The organism is Marinoscillum pacificum (genome assembly GCF_024714495.1).
Lineage (GTDB): Bacteria > Bacteroidota > Bacteroidia > Cytophagales > Cyclobacteriaceae > Marinoscillum > Marinoscillum pacificum.
In genome coordinates this window covers 1,589,364-1,608,001 of sequence record NZ_JAMZMJ010000001.1, presented here as the reverse complement: position 1 = coordinate 1,608,001, position 18,638 = coordinate 1,589,364, and the positions used below count along the sequence as shown (strand labels likewise).

The 18,638-nt window shown below is 39.6% G+C and carries 18 protein-coding genes; 8 read left to right on the top strand and 10 right to left on the bottom strand.

Annotated elements, in window-relative coordinates; translation table 11 throughout:
• Nucleotides 1–47 precede the first annotated feature (47 nt).
• Nucleotides 48–1,295, bottom strand: coding sequence for a competence/damage-inducible protein A (locus NXS00_RS06990; protein ID WP_258098414.1), 1,248 nt, complete (start codon nt 1,293–1,295; stop codon nt 48–50).
• Nucleotides 1,296–1,355: 60 nt separating this feature from the next.
• Here NXS00_RS06990 and NXS00_RS06985 point away from each other — a divergent pair, with 60 nt between their 5' ends.
• Nucleotides 1,356–2,066: a DUF4197 domain-containing protein gene (locus tag NXS00_RS06985; protein WP_258098413.1), complete on the top strand. Its 711-nt coding sequence runs from the start codon at nt 1,356–1,358 to the stop codon at nt 2,064–2,066.
• A gap of 3 nt (nt 2,067–2,069) precedes the next feature.
• On the top strand, nt 2,070–2,639 hold the full coding sequence (locus tag NXS00_RS06980; protein WP_258098412.1) for an EF-hand domain-containing protein: 570 nt from the start codon (nt 2,070–2,072) through the stop codon (nt 2,637–2,639).
• On the opposite strand, the gene NXS00_RS06975 is transcribed toward NXS00_RS06980, so the two are convergent.
• Complete coding sequence (locus NXS00_RS06975; protein ID WP_258098411.1) at nt 2,636–3,763, bottom strand: MBL fold metallo-hydrolase; 1,128 nt, start codon at nt 3,761–3,763, stop codon at nt 2,636–2,638. The genes NXS00_RS06980 and NXS00_RS06975 overlap by 4 nt on opposite strands.
• A gap of 85 nt (nt 3,764–3,848) precedes the next feature.
• On the opposite strand from NXS00_RS06975, the gene NXS00_RS06970 reads away from it, so the two are divergent.
• Entirely contained in the window at nt 3,849–4,982 is a 1,134-nt protein-coding gene (locus NXS00_RS06970) for a T9SS type A sorting domain-containing protein (RefSeq protein ID WP_258098410.1), read from the top strand.
• Here NXS00_RS06970 and NXS00_RS06965 read toward each other — a convergent pair whose 3' ends face one another.
• The 5 genes from NXS00_RS06965 to fmt form a co-directional block, all read right to left on the bottom strand.
• Entirely contained in the window at nt 4,983–9,128 is a 4,146-nt protein-coding gene (locus tag NXS00_RS06965; protein ID WP_258098409.1) for a S8 family serine peptidase, read from the bottom strand. It abuts the gene before it with no gap.
• Between the two features lie 7 nt (nt 9,129–9,135).
• Nucleotides 9,136–9,933 carry an SDR family oxidoreductase gene (locus NXS00_RS06960; protein WP_258098408.1) on the bottom strand — a complete coding sequence of 266 codons (798 nt, stop codon included), beginning with the start codon at nt 9,931–9,933 and terminating at the stop codon, nt 9,136–9,138.
• Entirely contained in the window at nt 9,926–10,300 is a 375-nt protein-coding gene (locus NXS00_RS06955; protein ID WP_258098407.1) for a hypothetical protein, read from the bottom strand. Before NXS00_RS06955 ends, NXS00_RS06960 begins: the two co-directional genes overlap by 8 nt.
• A gap of 6 nt (nt 10,301–10,306) precedes the next feature.
• Nucleotides 10,307–10,807 (bottom strand): dihydrofolate reductase, encoded by a 501-nt coding sequence (locus NXS00_RS06950; protein WP_258098406.1) that lies wholly within the window; start codon nt 10,805–10,807, stop codon nt 10,307–10,309.
• A gap of 183 nt (nt 10,808–10,990) precedes the next feature.
• Nucleotides 10,991–11,920 (bottom strand): methionyl-tRNA formyltransferase, encoded by a 930-nt coding sequence (gene fmt / locus NXS00_RS06945; protein ID WP_258098404.1) that lies wholly within the window; start codon nt 11,918–11,920, stop codon nt 10,991–10,993.
• An 80-nt stretch (nt 11,921–12,000) separates the two neighbouring features.
• Here fmt and NXS00_RS06940 point away from each other — a divergent pair, with 80 nt between their 5' ends.
• The 4 genes from NXS00_RS06940 (at nt 12,001) to NXS00_RS06925 (ending at nt 13,942) form a co-directional block, all read left to right on the top strand.
• Entirely contained in the window at nt 12,001–12,348 is a 348-nt protein-coding gene (locus NXS00_RS06940) for a PadR family transcriptional regulator (protein ID WP_258098403.1), read from the top strand.
• Nucleotides 12,345–12,956: a GldL-related protein gene (locus NXS00_RS06935; protein ID WP_258098402.1), complete on the top strand. Its 612-nt coding sequence runs from the start codon at nt 12,345–12,347 to the stop codon at nt 12,954–12,956. The genes NXS00_RS06940 and NXS00_RS06935 overlap by 4 nt, the downstream gene beginning before the upstream one ends.
• Nucleotides 12,957–13,024: 68 nt before the next feature.
• Nucleotides 13,025–13,162, top strand: coding sequence for a hypothetical protein (locus NXS00_RS06930; RefSeq protein ID WP_258098401.1), 138 nt, complete (start codon nt 13,025–13,027; stop codon nt 13,160–13,162).
• 156 nt (nt 13,163–13,318) lie between these two features.
• Nucleotides 13,319–13,942, top strand: a complete 624-nt coding sequence (locus tag NXS00_RS06925; RefSeq protein WP_258098400.1) for a hypothetical protein — start codon at nt 13,319–13,321, stop codon at nt 13,940–13,942.
• 60 nt (nt 13,943–14,002) lie between these two features.
• On the opposite strand, the gene NXS00_RS06920 is transcribed toward NXS00_RS06925, so the two are convergent.
• Nucleotides 14,003–15,109 carry an exo-beta-N-acetylmuramidase NamZ family protein gene (locus tag NXS00_RS06920; protein ID WP_258098399.1) on the bottom strand — a complete coding sequence of 369 codons (1,107 nt, stop codon included), beginning with the start codon at nt 15,107–15,109 and terminating at the stop codon, nt 14,003–14,005.
• Between the two features lie 69 nt (nt 15,110–15,178).
• Here NXS00_RS06920 and NXS00_RS06915 point away from each other — a divergent pair, with 69 nt between their 5' ends.
• Nucleotides 15,179–16,396 carry an ABC transporter permease gene (locus NXS00_RS06915; RefSeq protein WP_258098398.1) on the top strand — a complete coding sequence of 406 codons (1,218 nt, stop codon included), beginning with the start codon at nt 15,179–15,181 and terminating at the stop codon, nt 16,394–16,396.
• 3 nt (nt 16,397–16,399) lie between these two features.
• Here NXS00_RS06915 and NXS00_RS06910 read toward each other — a convergent pair whose 3' ends face one another.
• Nucleotides 16,400–17,143, bottom strand: a complete 744-nt coding sequence (locus NXS00_RS06910) for a polyprenol monophosphomannose synthase (protein WP_258098397.1) — start codon at nt 17,141–17,143, stop codon at nt 16,400–16,402.
• A gap of 25 nt (nt 17,144–17,168) precedes the next feature.
• On the bottom strand, nt 17,169–18,563 hold the full coding sequence (locus NXS00_RS06905; protein ID WP_258098396.1) for a type III PLP-dependent enzyme domain-containing protein: 1,395 nt from the start codon (nt 18,561–18,563) through the stop codon (nt 17,169–17,171).
• Nucleotides 18,564–18,638: the final 75 nt, after the last annotated feature.

Sequence of the window (18,638 nt, the reverse complement as noted above, 5' to 3'; positions counted from 1 at the left end):
TTTTGTTTGTTGTTTATTTTTGGGTTACACAAAGATAAATAATTTCGTTAATTGCTGGAAAAGTGAATTCTGAACATGTTTAGGGCTGCTAAGGCACTAAATTTTATATTGAGAACCCGATCTCTGGTGAAATTAAATTTCTTAGCAATCGTCTTTTCCTTATCAGAATAGCAAATCCATACTGTCCCTACAGGTTTTTCTTCGGTGCCTCCACCAGGCCCCGCAATGCCACTAATCGATAGTCCGACATCCGCATTGAGCTTCTGTCGAACTGCTTGAGCCATCTGCACAACTACTTCTTCGCTGACAGCTCCTTTTTCCTCCATTTCTTGCAAATTAACATCCAGTGAATTCACTTTCACATCGTAATCATAGGAAACGATAGATCCTTTGAAATACGATGAACTCCCAGGTATGGATGTAATCATATGAGATAAGTATCCTCCTGTGCAGCTTTCTGCAAAAGCAATGGACTTGTTATTTTTCAATAAAGTTTCTCCTACTACTTTCTCAAGCTCATCATCATCAAAACCATATACGTATTTCTCTATCAATGGAAGAACGCTTTCTAAATGGCTTTGAACCATTTCATTAAGTTCATTTTTATTGTCTCCAATTGCGGTAATTCGCAATTTCACCTGTCCCATACTTGGTAGATATGCCAGCTTCAATTGCTTAGGTAAGGCATCTTCCCAGTCTTTGATTAGTTCGGCAAGTGAAGATTCTGGAATGCCAACCGTGCGTATGATTTTGTGGATGATAACGCCAACGGAGAATCTTTCAGATAATCTAGGCAATACCTCTGCGGACATGATGTCCTTCATTTCATACGGCACACCAGGCATAGATACGAATATAGTGTTTCGCTCGTCGAACCACATGCCCGGAGCGGTACCCATGCTGTTGGAGAGCTTCGTGCAGTTGGCAGGCAATTCCGCTTGCTTTCTATTAGGTTCAGTTAACTCTCTACCTTTTTTATTGAATAGATCAGTGATCTCTTGTAGTGCAGATTCATTGAGTTCATAGCCCACATTGAAATATTCAGCCAAAAGTGGTTTGGTTAAATCATCATTGGTTGGACCTAATCCACCAGTGATCAGCACAATATCCGCTCTTTCTTCTGCTTCTTTAAATGCACTGAGGATTTCCTCTTTCACATCTCCAATAGTGACTCTTCTCTTTACTTTAATTCCGATCAGATCGAGTTGGGCACTGATCCAATGCGCATTGGTATCTAGTGTCTGACCGTATAGAAGCTCATCCCCAATTGAGATGATTTCAGCATATGTTGGCATTACAGTATTTGCTTTATTCTGTATACTTTTATGGTACGCAAATTATATAATCTTTGAAGGATGAGACTTGTTTTATTTTCACTCTGTTTTATTTTTTTATTCACAGGTTGCACTGTTCAGCAAATTCAGCAGACACTTGGTGATGTTTTGGAATCTGAAGAATTAACCACAGAGCAGGTCGTTTCTGGACTGAAGGAAGCATTGATCAAAGGAGCTGGTACGAGTACGAGTGAGGCGTCTAAAGTCAATGGATTTTTAGGTAATCCGAAGATTAAAATACCATTTCCTCCTGATGTGCAGAAGGTTGAAACTAAACTCAGAGAGCTCGGGTTGGGATCAAAGGTGGATCAATTTATTGAGACACTAAATCATGGAGCAGAGGAGGCAGCCAAAGAAGCTAAGCCAATTTTTGTCAATGCTATAAAAGGAATGACTGTACAAGACGCCTGGGGAATATTGAAGGGCGAAGATAATGCAGCTACTAGTTACCTGCAGGGGAAGACTACTCCTGATTTGAAGGCTAAATTCCAACCAGTAATCAAGAAGGCTTTGGATAAAACCAGTGCTACAAAGTATTACAGTGATTTGGTGAATACCTATAACAAGATTCCATTTGTGGAAAAAGTAAACCCTAACCTTGATGAATATGCTACAGATCGAGCATTAAGTGGTTTGTTTACACTTGTAGCGGAAGAAGAGAAAAATATCAGGGAGAATCCTGTTGCCAGAACTACAGAGCTACTTAAGAAAGTATTTGCTAAACAAGATTAATTCATGCTTACAGACCTTCAGCAAAAAAAGCTGACTCATTATTTCAATGTTCTGGACTTTGATAAGAGTGGGACTTTGGAAAAAAAAGACTTTGTGAGTATTGGTGAAAACCTATGTGTCCTTTGGGGATTCTCCTCCAGTACTCCGGAATATCAGGCAAGCATTCAAAGAACAACTAATATTTGGACTGATTTTCATCAATTCATTGGAAAATCAGAAGAAGAGCACGCTACACTCAGTGAATGGCTAACTTTTGCGGATTCAATGATTGTGAATGGGAATGAAGAGCTCTACATTCAGCATGTAAGCAAAGTGGCCATGGAAATCATTGATCTATTCGATGCGGATAAAGATGGGTTTCTTTCGCTTAGCGAATACCTCAACATGTTTATGGCTTATCGAATAGAGATTCGCCATTCAGCCAAGGCTTTTGAAAATCTGGATAAAAATAAGGATGACTTAATAAGCCGTGATGAATTATTGATTGCTATTCGTGAGTTTTTCCGTAGTGACGATGAGCAGTCTCCAGGTAATTGGCTATTCGGTTTCTGGGAGCATGCACGCTGGGTCTAAAGTTTCATAGGTTCACCTTCTTCAGGGATAAGGAATTCACTTTGTGGTATTCCAGCACTATCAAGTGCTAGTATCAAGTCTTCTTCTGCTTTTCCCTGACCTTCGTCAGCTAGTGGAAATGTACCAAAATGCATGGCAATACTTTGTTTAGACTTCACGTCCTTGTGTACCATTACTGATTGATCGGGAGAAACATGTATGGGTGACATGAACCACTTCGGTTCGTAAGCTCCAATTGGAATCATAGAAACATCCATAGGACCTTCTTTCTTGCCAATTTCTTTGAAGAAAGGACCATAACCACTGTCTCCAGCAAAATAAACCTTACGCTCGCCATCGGTAAGTGTATATCCACACCAAAGAGTCTTATCTCTGTCACACATTCCTCTACTGCTGAAGTGTTGGGCTGGAGTGGCAGTTACTTTTAATCCAATTTCTGATGATTGCCACCAATCCAATTCCTTGAATTTAGTGATTTTATGTTGCGCCAGATATTTCCCCACGCCCAAAGGAACGATAAAAACCGGTTCATAAAGTGTGTTGATTTTTTTAACAGTGACGATATCCAGGTGATCGTAATGGTTATGACTCAAAAGGATGACATCAATAGGAGGAAGGTCTTCGAAATTAATACCTGGTGGACGCATTCTGCTTGGCCCGGCAAAAGAAAATGGACTCACACGCTCGCTCCATACAGGATCAGTGAGAATGTTGATGTTGTTCCATTGAATCAGAAAGGTACTATGATTGACAAACGTGATGATCAGATCTGTACTGCTATCAACTGGTTTTGGACCTATGGATGTTTCATAATTTTTTAGCCAGGGACCCTTGTCACTTTTAAGCATCCATTCGATAACGGATGAGAATCCTTTAGCCTTGGCACCAGTAGGGTTTATGAATTTCTTACCGTTGAAATGGTCAGTTGCGGGTCCTTTATGTCCAGGGGCGCTAAGGGAAACACCTGCACCCAAAACGAGGGAAATAACCAAGAAAAAACCTAAAAGCACGTATATCACCATGTTTACCGAAAAATCATTACCGACCATCGAAATTAAGCATATCTCCCCTAAATCTTTGATTTTCTTTGTTTTATCGAAAGTTTGGAGATGTAGGAAAGACATAAACATTCTAGTGCCTCCACAAAATTTTCAATCCAGCAAATGCGTGAATTACGTAAGTGATTTGCACAACAGACAAGCAGCAATTATGAAATTATTTTTTACGTTTTTAGTCTTCTTTTTCACGCTATCTGTGATGGCACAGACAACTAGTACTACAGATGGAAAGTGGATCGATGGAGCAACATGGGGAGGATCTTCCCCTGGTTATACAAATCTGGCAGATATTACCATAGAGTCTTACGTTATTTCAGATGCTGGATTGACCTTTTCAGGAACAAACAAAGACCTGATTATAAATGATACACTTGTGGTTTACGGAAATGTAATATTTAATTCCACCAGTGGAGCTACAGTGTCTGTTGGAGCTGGTAATGTGCTTATTATATTTGGTGATTTAGATATGGGAAAAAACCATGCTGGAATTGACATTGGTACTGGTGGGATGGTGATTGTGACGGGGAATGTTTTGGCCGATCCATCTGGTGGCGGTGCAGCTGTTGGTGATGTTACAGGTGCTGGAACTCTATATACAACTGATGGTAGTTCTACTTCCGGTTTTAATGTAGATAATGATGGTGGAGAGTTACCTACCAATCAAATTTCAGAAACAGGAGGATCGCAGGAAATCGAGGATTTTGTAACTGGTGGAGGAGCGACACCTCTTCCTGTTGAGTTTCTATTCTTTACGGGTAAATCTACTAGTCCTAATGTGGATTTAACCTGGGCTACGGCTTCAGAAAAAGATAACGACCGTTTTGAGGTTGAGCGATCTGAAGATGGAGTATACTTCTACAGTATTGGAGTAGTAGAAGGAAGTGGAACAGTTAATGAGCAGGTAAACTATTCATTTGTTGACTTTTCAGCGGTAGCTGCTATTTCGTACTACAGGTTGAAGCAAGTGGACTATGATGGTGAATATGAGTATTCTGAAACTATCCGAGTAGAAACTGGAGTTTCAAATAATACAATGAGTTTTAATGTGTATCCAACGTTAGTTACGGCAGATAAGATCACTATTAATGCGAATAGAGCGTTCGAAGTGAAGGATGTTGAGATTTATAGTTTGTCCGGAAGCCAGCAAGGTAAGAGTCTTTCGTTTGTAAAAAATCACGGTTCAGAAGTTGAACTTACAGGTAATTATCTGGAAAAAGGGATTTACCTTATAAAAATGAATACAACAGAGGGTGATCAACTCGTAAAGAAAGTTGTAGTTCGCTAATTAGCGAATGATTAGTTTCTTCGAAGTTTTAAACTCTTCTGATTCTAAAATAATCGTGTAATTTCCACTTGACAGAAATGAAATGTCAAGTGGATTTTTTGTTTCTACCTTTTTCTGAAAAACTAATTTTCCTTCGACATTGAAGATGCTCATGTTTATTGTTCCTTCGTATCCTTTGATAAAAATCGATTGATTTTTGTTGGCGGGATTAGGGTAAATCAAGAGGTTATCCGGTTGATCTCCTAAGACAATAATTTCTCGCTCTTTTAATACCTGGTAGACAAGTGAGTCTTGATTGGAGCATCCATCAGCGTCTTTCACTACGGCTTTGATGGATTGTATGCCTTCACTTTGGAATAGTACGATTGGCTCAAAAGTGTTATCAAAATATTCACCATTGACAAACCAGTCAACTGACTCCAATTCATTATTGTTTAGGGTAAACGTAACTGTTAATCCTTCGCTTAAATATAGCGTGTCAGGGTTCGATAAAATGGTTGCCTCTGGCAGTTGAGGAGTTATGTTAATTTCAAGCGCCTCAGAGGGAAGAATCTTGTCTATACCAGTAACATAGATTGAGGTAGGTTCTATTAGACTATCAATTTTTAGAGAAGTGCCTTTTTCGAGGAATTGAGATAGCTCAGCATCAGAGTAGAAGGCAAAATATTGTCCATTTTCTGGTGAAATCATAGCATCCTCTCCATAACAATAAACTTGATTAGTAATAGATGGTATTTCTGATGCTGTTAAATTAATAATTTGACTGATGCTGCTTTGGCAACCTAAGGAGGAGGTGCTGGTAAGACCAAGGTTTAACGAGTTTGAAGAAACCTCAATGGTCAAAGTGTCAGATGTGCCAATAATTGTTTCGTCTAGTGTCCACTCACTTTCATAAATGTCTTCAGTAGTGTTGATCAAAATGGCGGATGTTTGTTGTTGTGTAGTGTCTACAGTGATAGTGAATGAAGCAGCGTAATCCTGAGTGCTTATGTTTAAGGGCAGTTTTAAGCTTTCATAAGGTCCTGAAGTATTTGTGATATAGATGAGTGTGTCTTTGCTAAGGTTGTTTAGTTGCAGGCTTTGACCTTCGTAGATTGGAGACTCATCATCAGCAGTAATGTAAAAAGCCAGACTGTCAGTGTTAGAAGCGGAAATGACAGGACTTGCGCCTGAGCACACCAATAGGTCTTCAATGGCCGGTAGATCAGGTCGAACTGCTACAAGAAGTTCTTTCGAAATAGAGGAGGTGCATCCAAGTTCATTATTTACCTGTAAAGTAATTGTGTAGGTTCCAGGGGTTGCATAACCTACAATTGGATTTTGAAGTGTTGCCTGTTGGTTGTTTCCAAAATCCCATAACCAATCTGTTGGGAGAAAACTCCTATCTGTCAGGGAGATACTATTAGCGTTGGCATCTAAAAATAAGGTATCTGTAGACATGGAAAAATTGGCAACTTGGTCGACCAGACTGATATCTAAGCGGTATATATCTCCAATTGATAAGTCATCCAGTTTTCTCAAATAATAGGAGGTGTCCTGTGAAATGCTGCCGGTAATCAATGTGTCTCCAGTTGCAATTACATTGGTGCCGAATGGATCGGTGAAAAACTCAAATTCATCGCCGCCTTGAGGGTTAATTGTAAGTGATGCACCAAGACAACTAAAATACTCTTCATACAGTAGTGGGGTGCCTAAATACAGTTCATAGGCTAATTTTCCTGAGTCCAATTGATTGGCTAGTTCGTCTATTGAGTTGGCAAAAGCGATGATAAATGCTCGTTTCGTTGCAGCGCCTGAGGATATGCTTACAGAATCATCAGAAATCATCGAAGCGATATCATTACCACTCGACCAACCTGCAGAATCATATATAGATTGTGTGGAGAGAAGGTGAATTAAGCTATCTGTCCAGCTTGTAGTAATGTCTAATTGATTGTTGTTGTAAGAATTTTGATCAATAGCCTGATGTATTGGTGAACGATCATAGTAGGAAGTGATTCCTACATACAGACTATTGATAGAGTCATAGCTGATGATTGTAGCTAAAGTGTCATTGTAGTAACTTTTATTCGTCTCTGCATCGTTGAGATCCCAGTCTGTAAATAGTCCAATGCTTAAGTTTTCCAGATTGGATGATCCAGTATTGCCTATGAAGTATTCCTGAATCACATATTTCGAAGCAGAGTCCATTAAGGTTCTTTGCTGGATATTTATTCCTGCCGGCATACTGGCTGAATCATCAGCAAAAGTGCTAGATGAAAAGAAGTCAATTGCTCCGTGGTATTGAGGTTTGACTAAAGTTTTAGTGTTAAAATCTGCATGCCGCTGACCGCTGGTGATATCTAAATAGAAATTGTCTGATACTTGATTAGAGTCTATGCTCACAAAGAAACCAATTCGGCTCATCATGTTAATTCCATTGTAACTGAGGCCAAGGCCATTGAAAAAGCCGTCATTACTATAGCCAAGATTTCCGTTTCCCCCTGTTGTAAAACCTAATACACCATTTTGAAGATCTGCTCTGTCTGAATTGGTTTGAATCACTACATAACTATGATCCAAATAGTACTCGTCTTCAAAAATAATCTCAATTGGAATGGAGGTGTTAGCGGGAGTATTGTCTGAGATGCGAGCCTTGAGTGTTATTGTCGTCTCGTCAAAAGCCTTTAGAGTCTTAGATTGAATTTTCGTAGAACCATATTCTAAATATTCAGAAGAGGAAGCAAGTGATATTTGAGGAGTAGCATCCGCCAGATAGTTGATGATGGTCACATCTATGAAAATGGAATCTCCAAAATAAATCGAATTACCCAAATCTGTGTAGACCTTAGATTCTTTAATCCTAATGGATTTCAACGTATCAGAACTTGCTGATAGAGCACGTTCCATGTTGAGTCTACCAAATCCAATTTGCCCTTCAAAGTCTGGGTTAAGTTCATCGATTTTGTCTGCAGTGACACGAATACGTTCTATGACTTGTCTTGACGTAAGTTCTGGAAATCTTGACCTAACCAATCCTGCTGTCGCTGCAACCATTGGACTACTAAATGAGGTGCCATCACCTGAAGTAAAGCCGTTATTGCTAGTGGTGCCATAAATACTTCTTCCAGGTGCCGAAATGTCTACGTGATAACTGAAAGTAGAGAAAGAAGCTTTGGTGTCGTTTAGCTCAGTAGAAGCAACGGAAAGCACATTGTCATAACTGGCAGGATAAAAATCCAATTCTTGAGGCGTATTTCCTGCAGCACCTACGATGATCAGATCTTTTTCATTTACTGCATAGTTGATAATATCCTGAGCGGCAAGTGAAAAGCTGTTGGCGGAACCCCACGACAGGTTAATTACATCAAATCCATTGTCAGCAGCATAGATGATAGATTCATAAGCGTTAGAGGAGCTACCAGATTCAGATTTGAAGATTTTGAGTGCTCCAATCTGGAGGTTGATTCCTACTCCAGCCATTCCAAAGCCATTGTCTGCTTCAGCTCCTGCGATACCGGCCACTCTTGTCCCATGATAGTCACTTCCTGGGAGTGCTGAAGTGTCGTTATCTGCAAAGTCGTAGCCTCTATAATCGTCTATGTAGCCATTGTTGTCATCATCGATTCCGTTAGGAGGATCAGCTTCATTGACATACATTTTATTGACTAAGTCAGGGTGAAAATAATCAACTCCTGTATCGCTGATTCCAATGATCATCGAAGTATCTCCTCGGGTTATGTCCCAGGCCGTATATGCGTTGATGATGTCCAAATAATCCTGAGATCCTGCACTTATGGCTGGATCATTTGGGATGTATAAGAGTTCTTCTTGATGGATGGGTTCCGCATAAAATACATTGCTGTATTGCTCCAGATTGTCACAGAGTTGCTGAATGTCAAGTTCACTGCTTATTTGTACTTTGTACAGTCCATCGAGAATCGATGGTTCGCTTCGGAGTGCAGTGACATTTTTTCGTAATGGTTCGAATTTCTGGACTCCAGTTATATCGCTCAGATTTAAAACGTTGGATTGCCTCCCTTGTGCGGTGATTTGATCAAGCTTTATATAAATCCAGCCCCTTTCATACGAATTGGTCTGTGCATTTAGGATAAACCCTGAAATACAAAAAAGGAAGATAAGCCAATATGAGCGATGAAGATTCAATGGAGTTTTATGTTACGGCTGTTTTTCTGACTATTCTTGAGAACAAGGTAGGGAAGAATCTTTTTACATAGATACCCGCCACTTCTTTAAATCCACCGATATAAACTTCTTCTTTGTTCTTTTCGATAGACTTGATGATTTTAACGGCGCACTCTTCAGCAGATAAACCACCCGCTTGTGCGTCATCCATTTTGTTTTGCTTACTTCCGTCTCCGGTCAGTGCATTGACACTAATTTGAGTTCTTACGAAGCCTGGAAGAATAATGCTTATTTTTAGTCCATCAGCATGGTGCTCTGCTCTTAGTGCGTCATAAAAGCCATGCAATGCATGCTTGGATGCTGCATAAGCTGAGCGATATGGTGTGCTAATTATGCCAACGGCAGAAGTGATGATCACTTGATGTCCAGATTTCCTCTCTATCATCTTTGGAAGAAGGGCTTTAGAAAGTGCTATGGTTCCAAAGTAATTGACTTCCATGATTTTTCGATCCACATCCATGTTGGTTTTGATCACTTTTTCTCTTTGGCTAATGCCTCCACAGTTGATCAAAATATCAATATGGCCATGGATTGATTCCGCTTCCTTAGCTTTTTGGCTAATGGCGAAGCTATCCGCCAGGTCTAAAGAAAGAATATTCACTTGATCAGGCATTTGACAGTTTGCTTTGACACGCTCTAGCTCTTCCCGACGCCTGGCTGAAATAATCAACTTGGCGCCCTGCTTTGATAACTCATATACGAGTGCTTCACCAATGCCAGATGAGGCACCAGTTACCATTATTACCTGATCTTTAATTTTAGTCATTTTGTTCTTGCTTGCTGGATTGCGTAAATACGTAGATAGTGAACACTCCAAGAGCTGTTCCAACTGGTACGCTCAATAGAGATAAGCATCCTGAAATCATCATTACAGTCAATCCCCATTTTTTACCATTCAGTTGAGCGATTCCACCAACAATAGAGGGTAGGGGGAAAAGTATAATTAAAATGAAAAACAAAGAATGAACGAATAGAAAGACAGTTTTGATAAGTCGTAATTCATCTCCGCTAACTTCATTTTCTATGAATGGCAGGGCTACTTCCAGCGCCAGGTTGACGATTAACAATGTAATGAGGGTAAGAGAGCCATATACAATGTGTAGAATGCTTAGGAGTTTTTTTTGTGAGTTCATGATTCGTTAGATTTTACCATAAATTACGAAATCGAACGAATATTTGTGATGTTCATCTGTTGAATGATGCTCTCTGCTGATTTCTTTCCACTCGGATTTGTCAAATTCTGGAAATATGGTTTGTCCTTCAAACTCACCATTAATCTCAGTAAGGTAGATGGTGTCTGCATAAGCTAAACCAAGCTTGTAAATCTCGCCACCACCAATGATGAATACTTCTTCTTCGTTGTTTTTTCTAGCTATTTCAATCGCATCTTCCAGGCTATTGACCACTTCAGTTCCAGGAGCATCATATGACTCATTTCGAGTGATGACTACATTCGGACGATTGGGGAGTGGCTTAAACTTCGGAGGCAACGATTCGTAATTTTTTCTACCCATGAGTACGTAATGACCCTCAGTTGTCTTTTTAAAGTATTGAAAGTCATCAGGCAGGTGCCAGGGGATGTCATTGTCTTTGCCAATTACTCTGTTTTGCCCCATGGCTGCTATCATGGATATCTTCATAACCTTTCGTTTCTGTTAATCGTATTCAAAGAAAAATAAATACAATGTTAATCGCACTCCTTGCAATTTGTTTTATATCTGTGTTGGGTAACGTGATTCTGGCCAGTAAACAGAAACAAGATCCTTATGAATGGATTTTGTTGTCTTTGCTTATTGGTCCCCTTTCTCTACCTATACAATATTTCAGTGCTCGTCCTTCCAATGGTAACCCCTGAGGAATTCTTCGGTGAGCATTTTTCTTTTTCCTTGTAGCTGAACCTCAGTGAGTGATAAAGCTCCGTCAGCAGTGACTACATCAATGTAATTCTTGCCATCTGAATGAAATGATCCCGCAGAAGCCTTATAATTTCTTCCCGATTTCTCTGCCATAAATACTTTGAAGGTCAATCCATCTAAGGTTGTCCAGGCGGCAGGATATGGGCTTAGTCCACGAATAAAGTCTCTCACTTTTTCTAATGGCTGATCCCAATTGATCTCACAGTCTTCTCTGAATATTTTAGGAGCATGTTTGTCTTCGCTTACCTGAGGTTGAGGTTTTAGCTCATAGTCACCACTCTGTATTTTCTTGACAGATTCTACAATCAAGTCAGCGCCTTTGTTCATCAAGCGTTCGTAGACAGTTCCTAAGGTGTCTTCGTAGTTGATAGGCTCTACATGCTGAAGCAGGATGTTCCCAGTATCAATCTCGTGCTTGAGTTTGAAAGTGGTTACTCCGGTTTCTTTTTCTCCATTTATAATCGCCCAATTGATAGGAGCTGCACCTCTATAGTTCGGAAGTAAAGATCCATGAAGGTTAAAAGACCCTAAAGGAGGCATATCCCAAACTGCTTCAGGAAGCATGCGGAAAGCAACGACAATCTGAAGGTCTGCTTCATAAGATTTGAGTTCAGACTGAAAATCTTCACTCTTAAGGTTGGTCGGTTGTAATACAGGAATGTTAGCGGAAACTGCATAGTCCTTTACAGGAGAGGTTCCAAGCTTCTTGCCTCTTCCTTGTGGTTTGTCTGGTGCGGTAATGACCGCTACTACGTTGAAACCATTCTCAACCAACTTCTGCAATGAGGGAACCGCAAACTCCGGCGTACCCATAAACACAATCCTTAGATCCTTCATAGGCTCGCAAAGCTAGTAAACCCGTGCTACTTTTTATACGTAGAATTTTGATACATCGTATTTCTATGTATATTTGTTCTATGTATTCAAAAGAACTGCTGAAAGGCACTATCGGAGTGATGGTATTGAAGTTGTTGGAGGAGAATGACCGGATGTATGGTTATGAAATATCACAGCGAGTGAAGGAACTCACCGATGGTAAAATATTGCTTAAAGACGGATCGCTTTACCCGGCGCTTCACAAGTTGTTGAATGATGGAATTGTGGATTATGAAGAGCAGAGTATTGGTAAGCGTGTGAGGAAATATTACTTCTTAACCAAAAAAGGGAAGAAGGAGAAAGACGCACAAATTGCTGAGTTGAAGGACTTTTTAGCGACTATCCAGAAAGTAATATTCACTGATTTGAACAAAATGCCTGCTTTATGATAACAGATGCACAAGTAGACTTTATTGAGAAAGAAATCCTTAAAGGCGAAGTGAAAAGCAAAGAATTGCGGGATGATTTGCTGGATCACATGTGCTGCCTTGTGGAAATCGAAATAAAAAAAGGCCTGTCTTTCGAACAGGCCTATCAAAAAGCATTTCTACAAACCTCACCGAACGGGTATGGTGAGATTCAAAATGAAACTCTTTTTTTACTTAACTATAACAAAATTATGAACATGAAACGATTGACCTACATTTCTGGGTTTATTTTTTCCGCATCCTTTACACTAGGGATGCTATTTAAGTTACTTCACTGGCCTGGAGCTACCTCCATGCTTTACATGGGGATTTTTGGTTTAGCCTTTGTATTTGTACCGATGTTGTTGGTCAATAGATATAAGGAGCTTATTCATTCGGCTTTATCTGAACGAATGAAGTGGATTTTAGGACTCTTGAGTTTGTTGCTTTTTGTGGCTGCTACATTTTTTAAGTTTAATCACCTTATGGGAGCCAATATTCTACTGATTTTCTCATTCCTGTTTTTTGGATTCGGATTCTTACCATTCTTGTTTTTTAGAATGTATAAGGAGTCCATGGACAAATTGTGATGTGATTCATGTAGTTGCTTCCGGTGTTTTTTGACTGTGCCTCATAACATTAGGTGACTACTATGTAAATGATCAAATTAAAGTTTTGCGAGTTCGGAACGGGCGAGCTCAATAATCTTTTAGATGATATGAAAGGAGCCATTAAAATTACTTTTGATGGCTCTTTTGTTTTTGATATATCTGTCAATAAGTTGATTGAAGCATAAATCATTCCCATTGAACCAGTAAGTGAATTTTTTAAGTCTTTTGATTTGAGTTTCTTCCTAGATTTGCCCGCTTTTATCGAATTATAAACCTGTTAATTGTTTAGCATGGATTTTGATAAAGCCTACTTGATACTAATTAATAACTCAAATCAGCAAATGAAGCAATTTTTGTTCTTTGTACTAGGACTATTCTTGATGGTACACGTGTCAACTGCCCAATATCAAAAAAGTGATTGGGGAATCGGTTTAAGACTAGGAGACCCAACTGGAGTTACTCTGAAAAGATACATGGGCGCCACAGCCTTCGAATTCAGTTTGGGACGAACTCACTATTTCAACGGAAACTTTTACAATAACAACTTTAATGATTGGTATCTGGATCAAAACTATAACTATTCAGATATCCAGTATTTGGGAGTTCAGGCGTCTCAACCAATCGGATTTCAGGCTCATTATTTAATTCACAATAAGATTTCCAAAATTGGTGATGAGTCAGTTACTGGATTGGATTGGTATTATGGTTTTGGTGGTCAAATCAGGTCTCAAAGCTATGAATATGATTATCGCTACCGAGTAAATGGTGACAACAACTGGTATGTAGCAAGAGGTGAGCGTGTGACCAATGTGGATTTAGGTGCAGATGCAGTGATAGGATTGGAATATACTTTCCCAGATGTGCCAGTGTCTATTTTTGGTGATGCAGTGCTCTTTTTAGAAATCATCGATAATCCGTTCTCATTCTGGTTCCAGGGTGGAATCGGTGGAAGGTATCGATTCTAAAGGATTATAATAAGCTCTTTCAAAAGATCTAAATAACATCTTTTGAAAGAGCTTTTGTAATTAAGGATACAGCAGATATTTCTCGCGCATTTGCTTATATGCGGCCAGATCTTGTTCCCAGCTGGATCGTATTTCCAACTCACTTTTCTTACTCATTATCTGCTTTTTGAGTTTATCAGTTCCTGATAGCTTGTATATGAAATCGAGAAAGAACTCATCTACCTCGGTATTGCGATAAAAGTTGATCAACTGAGTGATATCCAGCTCATATTTAAGTTCCTGACCAATAAAACTTATTCCAACGCAGAGTTTATCATCCAGTGGAGGATACTTGGATCCTGCATTGGGGTGTGGAGTGAAGCCGAAAAATCCACCCTTGAAATCTGGGTGCCCAATCACTTGAAAAGGAAAGTCCGTTCCTCTTCCCACAGAAGCCACAGTTCCTTCGAATAAAACTAATGAAGGATAAAGAGAAACAGCAAGATCATTGGGTAGGTTAGGTGAAGGTGCTATTGGTAAAGAATAAGGTATGCTATGATCCCATCCACTCACCGGAATAATCTCAAGGTCTGCTTTCAATCCATCTCTTAGCCATCCTTCACCATTAATCATCAAGGCTAGTTCACCAAGTGTTAGGCCATGTACCAACGGGATGGGATGCAGTCCAACAATCGATTCATACTTTTCATTTAGAACTGGTCCATCTACATAACTGCCATTTGGATTAGGTCTATCCAATACGATAACGGGTATTCCAACTTCCGCACAAGTTTCCATCATCCAGGTCATGGTAGATGCGTATGTATAACATCGCACGCCAACATCCTGCATGTCGATGATCATGATATCAAGGTTTTCTAGTTGTTTAGGTGTTGGCTTCTTCGCATCACCGTATAGCGAGATCAATTGAAAACTTTCAGAGGATTCTCCAGTTATTTTCTCGCCATCTGGCTTATTACCTTTGAAGCCATGCTCTGGACTGAACACTTTAGGAATAGTAACACCAAGAGATAATAATGTGTCTGTTAAATGGGTTTTACCTACAACAGATGTGTGGTTGACGAGCAAACCAACAGACTTTCCTTGCAGTTTTGGGGTAAGGATGTCCAGTTGATCAGCACCAGTTTTTAGTTCTTGGGCATCGCATAGAAGTTCTGTTATTAGCAAAAAGATTGTTAATACAACAGACTTCAATTTAGATATCTTGTAATATTGCATCTCTCAAAAATACGAATCTTGAATTTACCGTATTTCATATCTAAAAGAATTACCAAAAATGATACCGGATCTTTCTCCACCGTCATCAATAGGATCGGTGTAGTAAGTGTGGCTGTCGCATTGGCGGCGTTGATTGGTTCATTTATGATTCTGAAAGGCTTTGAGAATACGATCAAGCAAAAAATCTACAGCTTTAGTGGTCATCTGGTAGTGAGCAAATACACGCTTTCCACTTCTTATGAACAATCAAGTATTATCGCTTCAGATTTTTTAATGGAGTCTCTTTTGAGTCTTCCTGGGGTTGATTATGCTCAAACCTATGCTTTCAAAGCAGGCCTGTTAAAGACAGAAGAGGAGGTTCAGGGAGTGATTTTGAAAGGATTGGATCAGAATTTCGATACAACATCATTTGATAAGCACATGATTGCTGGAAGTTTCCCCCAATTCCCAAAAGAGGGATATGGGACAGAAGTGGCTGTCAGTGCTAGAATTGCGAATTATTTACAGCTAGGTGTTGGTGACGATGTATTGGTTTTGTTTTACCAGACTCCTCCACGTTTTAGGAAATTGACAATAACGGGGATTTACGAGACTGGACTTGAAGACTTTGATAACAAAGTCATTCTTGGCGACATCAATTTGGTTAGAAGGTTAAATGATTGGGGAGATCACACAGTAGGTGGGATTGAAGTGTTCCTTGATGATCCAGATAAAATGGATGAAGCTGAAACAGTCGTTTTTGAGAATACGGACACAGATCTTTATGTGGACAAGGTTAGCGATAAATACATGCAGATCTTTGATTGGCTGCGTTTGCTGGATCGTAACGTGATTATCTTCTTCTCTTTGATTCTGGGCGTTGCGTCATTTAATATGGTCAGTATTTTGCTCATTTTAATCATGGAGCGTACTCAGATGGTAGGGGTGTTAAAGTCGCTTGGAGCCTCCAATGGTTTGATAAGGCGCATCTTTTTCTTTAATGGATTCCATCTGATATTGAGAGGCTTGTTTTGGGGTAACTTGATCAGTCTTGGCTTTTGCTGGGTGCAGATGCAGTTTGAGCTGATTCCATTAGACCCAGAGAACTATTACATGAATCATGTGCCAATCTTATTTGACTTTGGTGCTGTTTTGTGGATCAATGCTTTTGTAATCTTAATCACGGCAGTTACACTCTTTATTCCATTAGGAGTGATTTCTAGAATCAAACCAATTAAAGCGATTCGCTTCGATTGATTCTTACACTACGTGATAGGGTTGGTACTTTCGGAACAGGCTTCTAACCTTCATTTGAATGACTCCAAAGATCGCTTCTTTGAAGATGCCTTTTGACATTTTACTGTTGCCCTTAGCACGCTCTGTAAAGATGATTGGCACCTCTACAATGTTGAAGCCGTGCTTCCAAGCGGTGAATTTCATCTCAATCTGGAAGGCATAACCAATAAAATGAATTTTCTCTGGGTCTATGGTTTCCAAAACGCTTCTGTGGTAGCATTTGAAACCAGCAGTACTGTCCTTGATTGGCAAACCTGTGACTAATCGAACATAGATGCTGGCAAAGTAAGACATCAATACACGTCCCATTGGCCAGTTGACCACATTTACTCCTTTGATATATCTCGAGCCGATAGCCAGGTCAGCACCTCCATTTGCACAAGCTTCATAAAGAGCTACTAAGTCGTTTGGATTGTGAGAAAAATCTGCATCCATTTCATAGATATAGTCATATCCATGTTCTACTGCAAAGGCGAATCCTCTGATGTAGGCGGTGCCTAATCCTAGTTTACCTTCTCGTTCTATTAAATGAATTCTGTTAGGGAACTCTGTTTGCAGTTCTCTTACGATATCAGCGGTGCCATCAGGAGACCCGTCATCAATGATCAACAATTCAAAAGGTACCGGAAGCGTCATTACCGCATTGGTAATATCACGGATGTTCTCCTTTTCGTTGTATGTTGGTATGATGACGAGGTTTCTGTGCACGGTTACTTTTTAATATAACTGATTTTTAAGACTTTCCGTATCCTAAAATTTTCATCATTTGCTCACTTTCCTGCTCTGGCGCAAATAATTCAGAAGTTACCTTACCATTTTCATCTTTGTTGATGATAATGTGTTTAGGTGCAGGGATTAAACAGTGTTGGATACCTCCATAACCACCTAAAGACTCCTGGTAAGCTCCTGTATGGAAGAAACCGAAATACAATGTTTCGTCTTCATCCGTTCTTGGTAAGAACACCTCACCAATGTGCGCCTCAGAGTCATAATAGTCCTGACTGTCACAGGTTAACCCACCAATATTTACTCTGTGGAAAGGATTGTCCCAATGGTTAACTGGAAGCATGATAAATTTCTCGTTCAGACCCCAAACGTCAGGCATGTGCGTGATGAATGATCCATCCATCATGTACCAAAGTTCCTTATCGTTTTGAAGCTTAGAGTTCAATACACTGTAAATGGTTGCTCCACTTTCACCAACGGTAAATGATCCAAATTCAGAGATGATATTTGGAACCGGAACGTGGTTCTTCTGACAGATCCATTTGATATTGGAAATGATTTGCTCAGCCATGTAAGCATAATCATATTCAAAGCCCAAAGAGTTCTTAATTGGAAACCCACCACCGATATCAATAGTATCTAAATCAGGACAGATCTTCTTCAATTCACAGTATTTGTAGATGAATCTGCTTAGTTCACTCCAGTAGTACGCTGTGTCCTTAATTCCTGTATTGATGAAGAAATGAAGCAATTTCAATTTGGCTTTGGTGCCAGCAATCATTTCTTTATAATGAGGAACAATGTCTCCATATCTAATCCCTAATCTAGAGGTGTAGAATGCAAAATTTGGTTCTTCGTCAGCTGCGATTCTGATGCCAACTTTGAATTCACCTTCTACATTGTCATGGTAATAAGCTAACTCGTCAAGGTTGTCAAGAACAGGCATAGTGTTCTTAAACCCATCATTGATCATCTCAGCGATGTATTGAAGATATAATGGTCTTTTAAACCCATTACAAACAACCATTCTGTCTTTTGAGAAATGACCAGTTTCATTAAGCCTTCTGATAATTGGAATATCATAAGCAGAAGAGGTCTCTAAATGGATGTCATTTTTTAGTCCTTCTTCTAATACAAATCGGAAGTGAGATGATTTTGTACAGTAGCAGTAGGTGTATGTGCCGTCGTATTTCTGCTTTTCTATAGCGTCATTGAATATCTTTTTCGCAAACTGAATGTTCTGGCTAATCTTCGGTAAGTAGCTCAATTTCAGTGGAGTACCGTACTGCTCGATGATTTCCATGAGATTGACATCATGAAACCAAAGTTGATTGTTTTCAACCCTGAATTCCTTGGTCGGAAAGTAGAACGTTTGTTCAATTAAGTCTGCGTAGCTTTTCATAAGAAAGGCATTAGATTTTCAAAGTATAAAAGGAGGCACAATATTGACAAAAAAAATGCAAAACACTGTGCCGCT

Excerpts from the sequence above, each read along its gene's own strand:
- NXS00_RS06990 (WP_258098414.1), bottom strand. The coding sequence starts at position 1,295 with ATGCCAACATATGCTGAAATCATCTCAATTGGGGATGAGCTTCTATAC.
- NXS00_RS06985 (WP_258098413.1), top strand. The coding sequence starts at position 1,356 with ATGAGACTTGTTTTATTTTCACTCTGTTTTATTTTTTTATTCACAGGT.
- NXS00_RS06980 (WP_258098412.1), top strand. The coding sequence starts at position 2,070 with ATGCTTACAGACCTTCAGCAAAAAAAGCTGACTCATTATTTCAATGTT.
- NXS00_RS06975 (WP_258098411.1), bottom strand. The coding sequence starts at position 3,763 with ATGTCTTTCCTACATCTCCAAACTTTCGATAAAACAAAGAAAATCAAA.
- NXS00_RS06970 (WP_258098410.1), top strand. The coding sequence starts at position 3,849 with ATGAAATTATTTTTTACGTTTTTAGTCTTCTTTTTCACGCTATCTGTG.
- NXS00_RS06960 (WP_258098408.1), bottom strand. The coding sequence starts at position 9,933 with ATGACTAAAATTAAAGATCAGGTAATAATGGTAACTGGTGCCTCATCT.
- NXS00_RS06955 (WP_258098407.1), bottom strand. The coding sequence starts at position 10,300 with ATGAACTCACAAAAAAAACTCCTAAGCATTCTACACATTGTATATGGC.
- NXS00_RS06950 (WP_258098406.1), bottom strand. The coding sequence starts at position 10,807 with ATGAAGATATCCATGATAGCAGCCATGGGGCAAAACAGAGTAATTGGC.
- fmt (WP_258098404.1), bottom strand. The coding sequence starts at position 11,920 with ATGAAGGATCTAAGGATTGTGTTTATGGGTACGCCGGAGTTTGCGGTT.
- NXS00_RS06940 (WP_258098403.1), top strand. The coding sequence starts at position 12,001 with ATGTATTCAAAAGAACTGCTGAAAGGCACTATCGGAGTGATGGTATTG.
- NXS00_RS06935 (WP_258098402.1), top strand. The coding sequence starts at position 12,345 with ATGATAACAGATGCACAAGTAGACTTTATTGAGAAAGAAATCCTTAAA.
- NXS00_RS06930 (WP_258098401.1), top strand. The coding sequence starts at position 13,025 with ATGATCAAATTAAAGTTTTGCGAGTTCGGAACGGGCGAGCTCAATAAT.
- NXS00_RS06925 (WP_258098400.1), top strand. The coding sequence starts at position 13,319 with ATGAAGCAATTTTTGTTCTTTGTACTAGGACTATTCTTGATGGTACAC.
- NXS00_RS06905 (WP_258098396.1), bottom strand. The coding sequence starts at position 18,563 with ATGAAAAGCTACGCAGACTTAATTGAACAAACGTTCTACTTTCCGACC.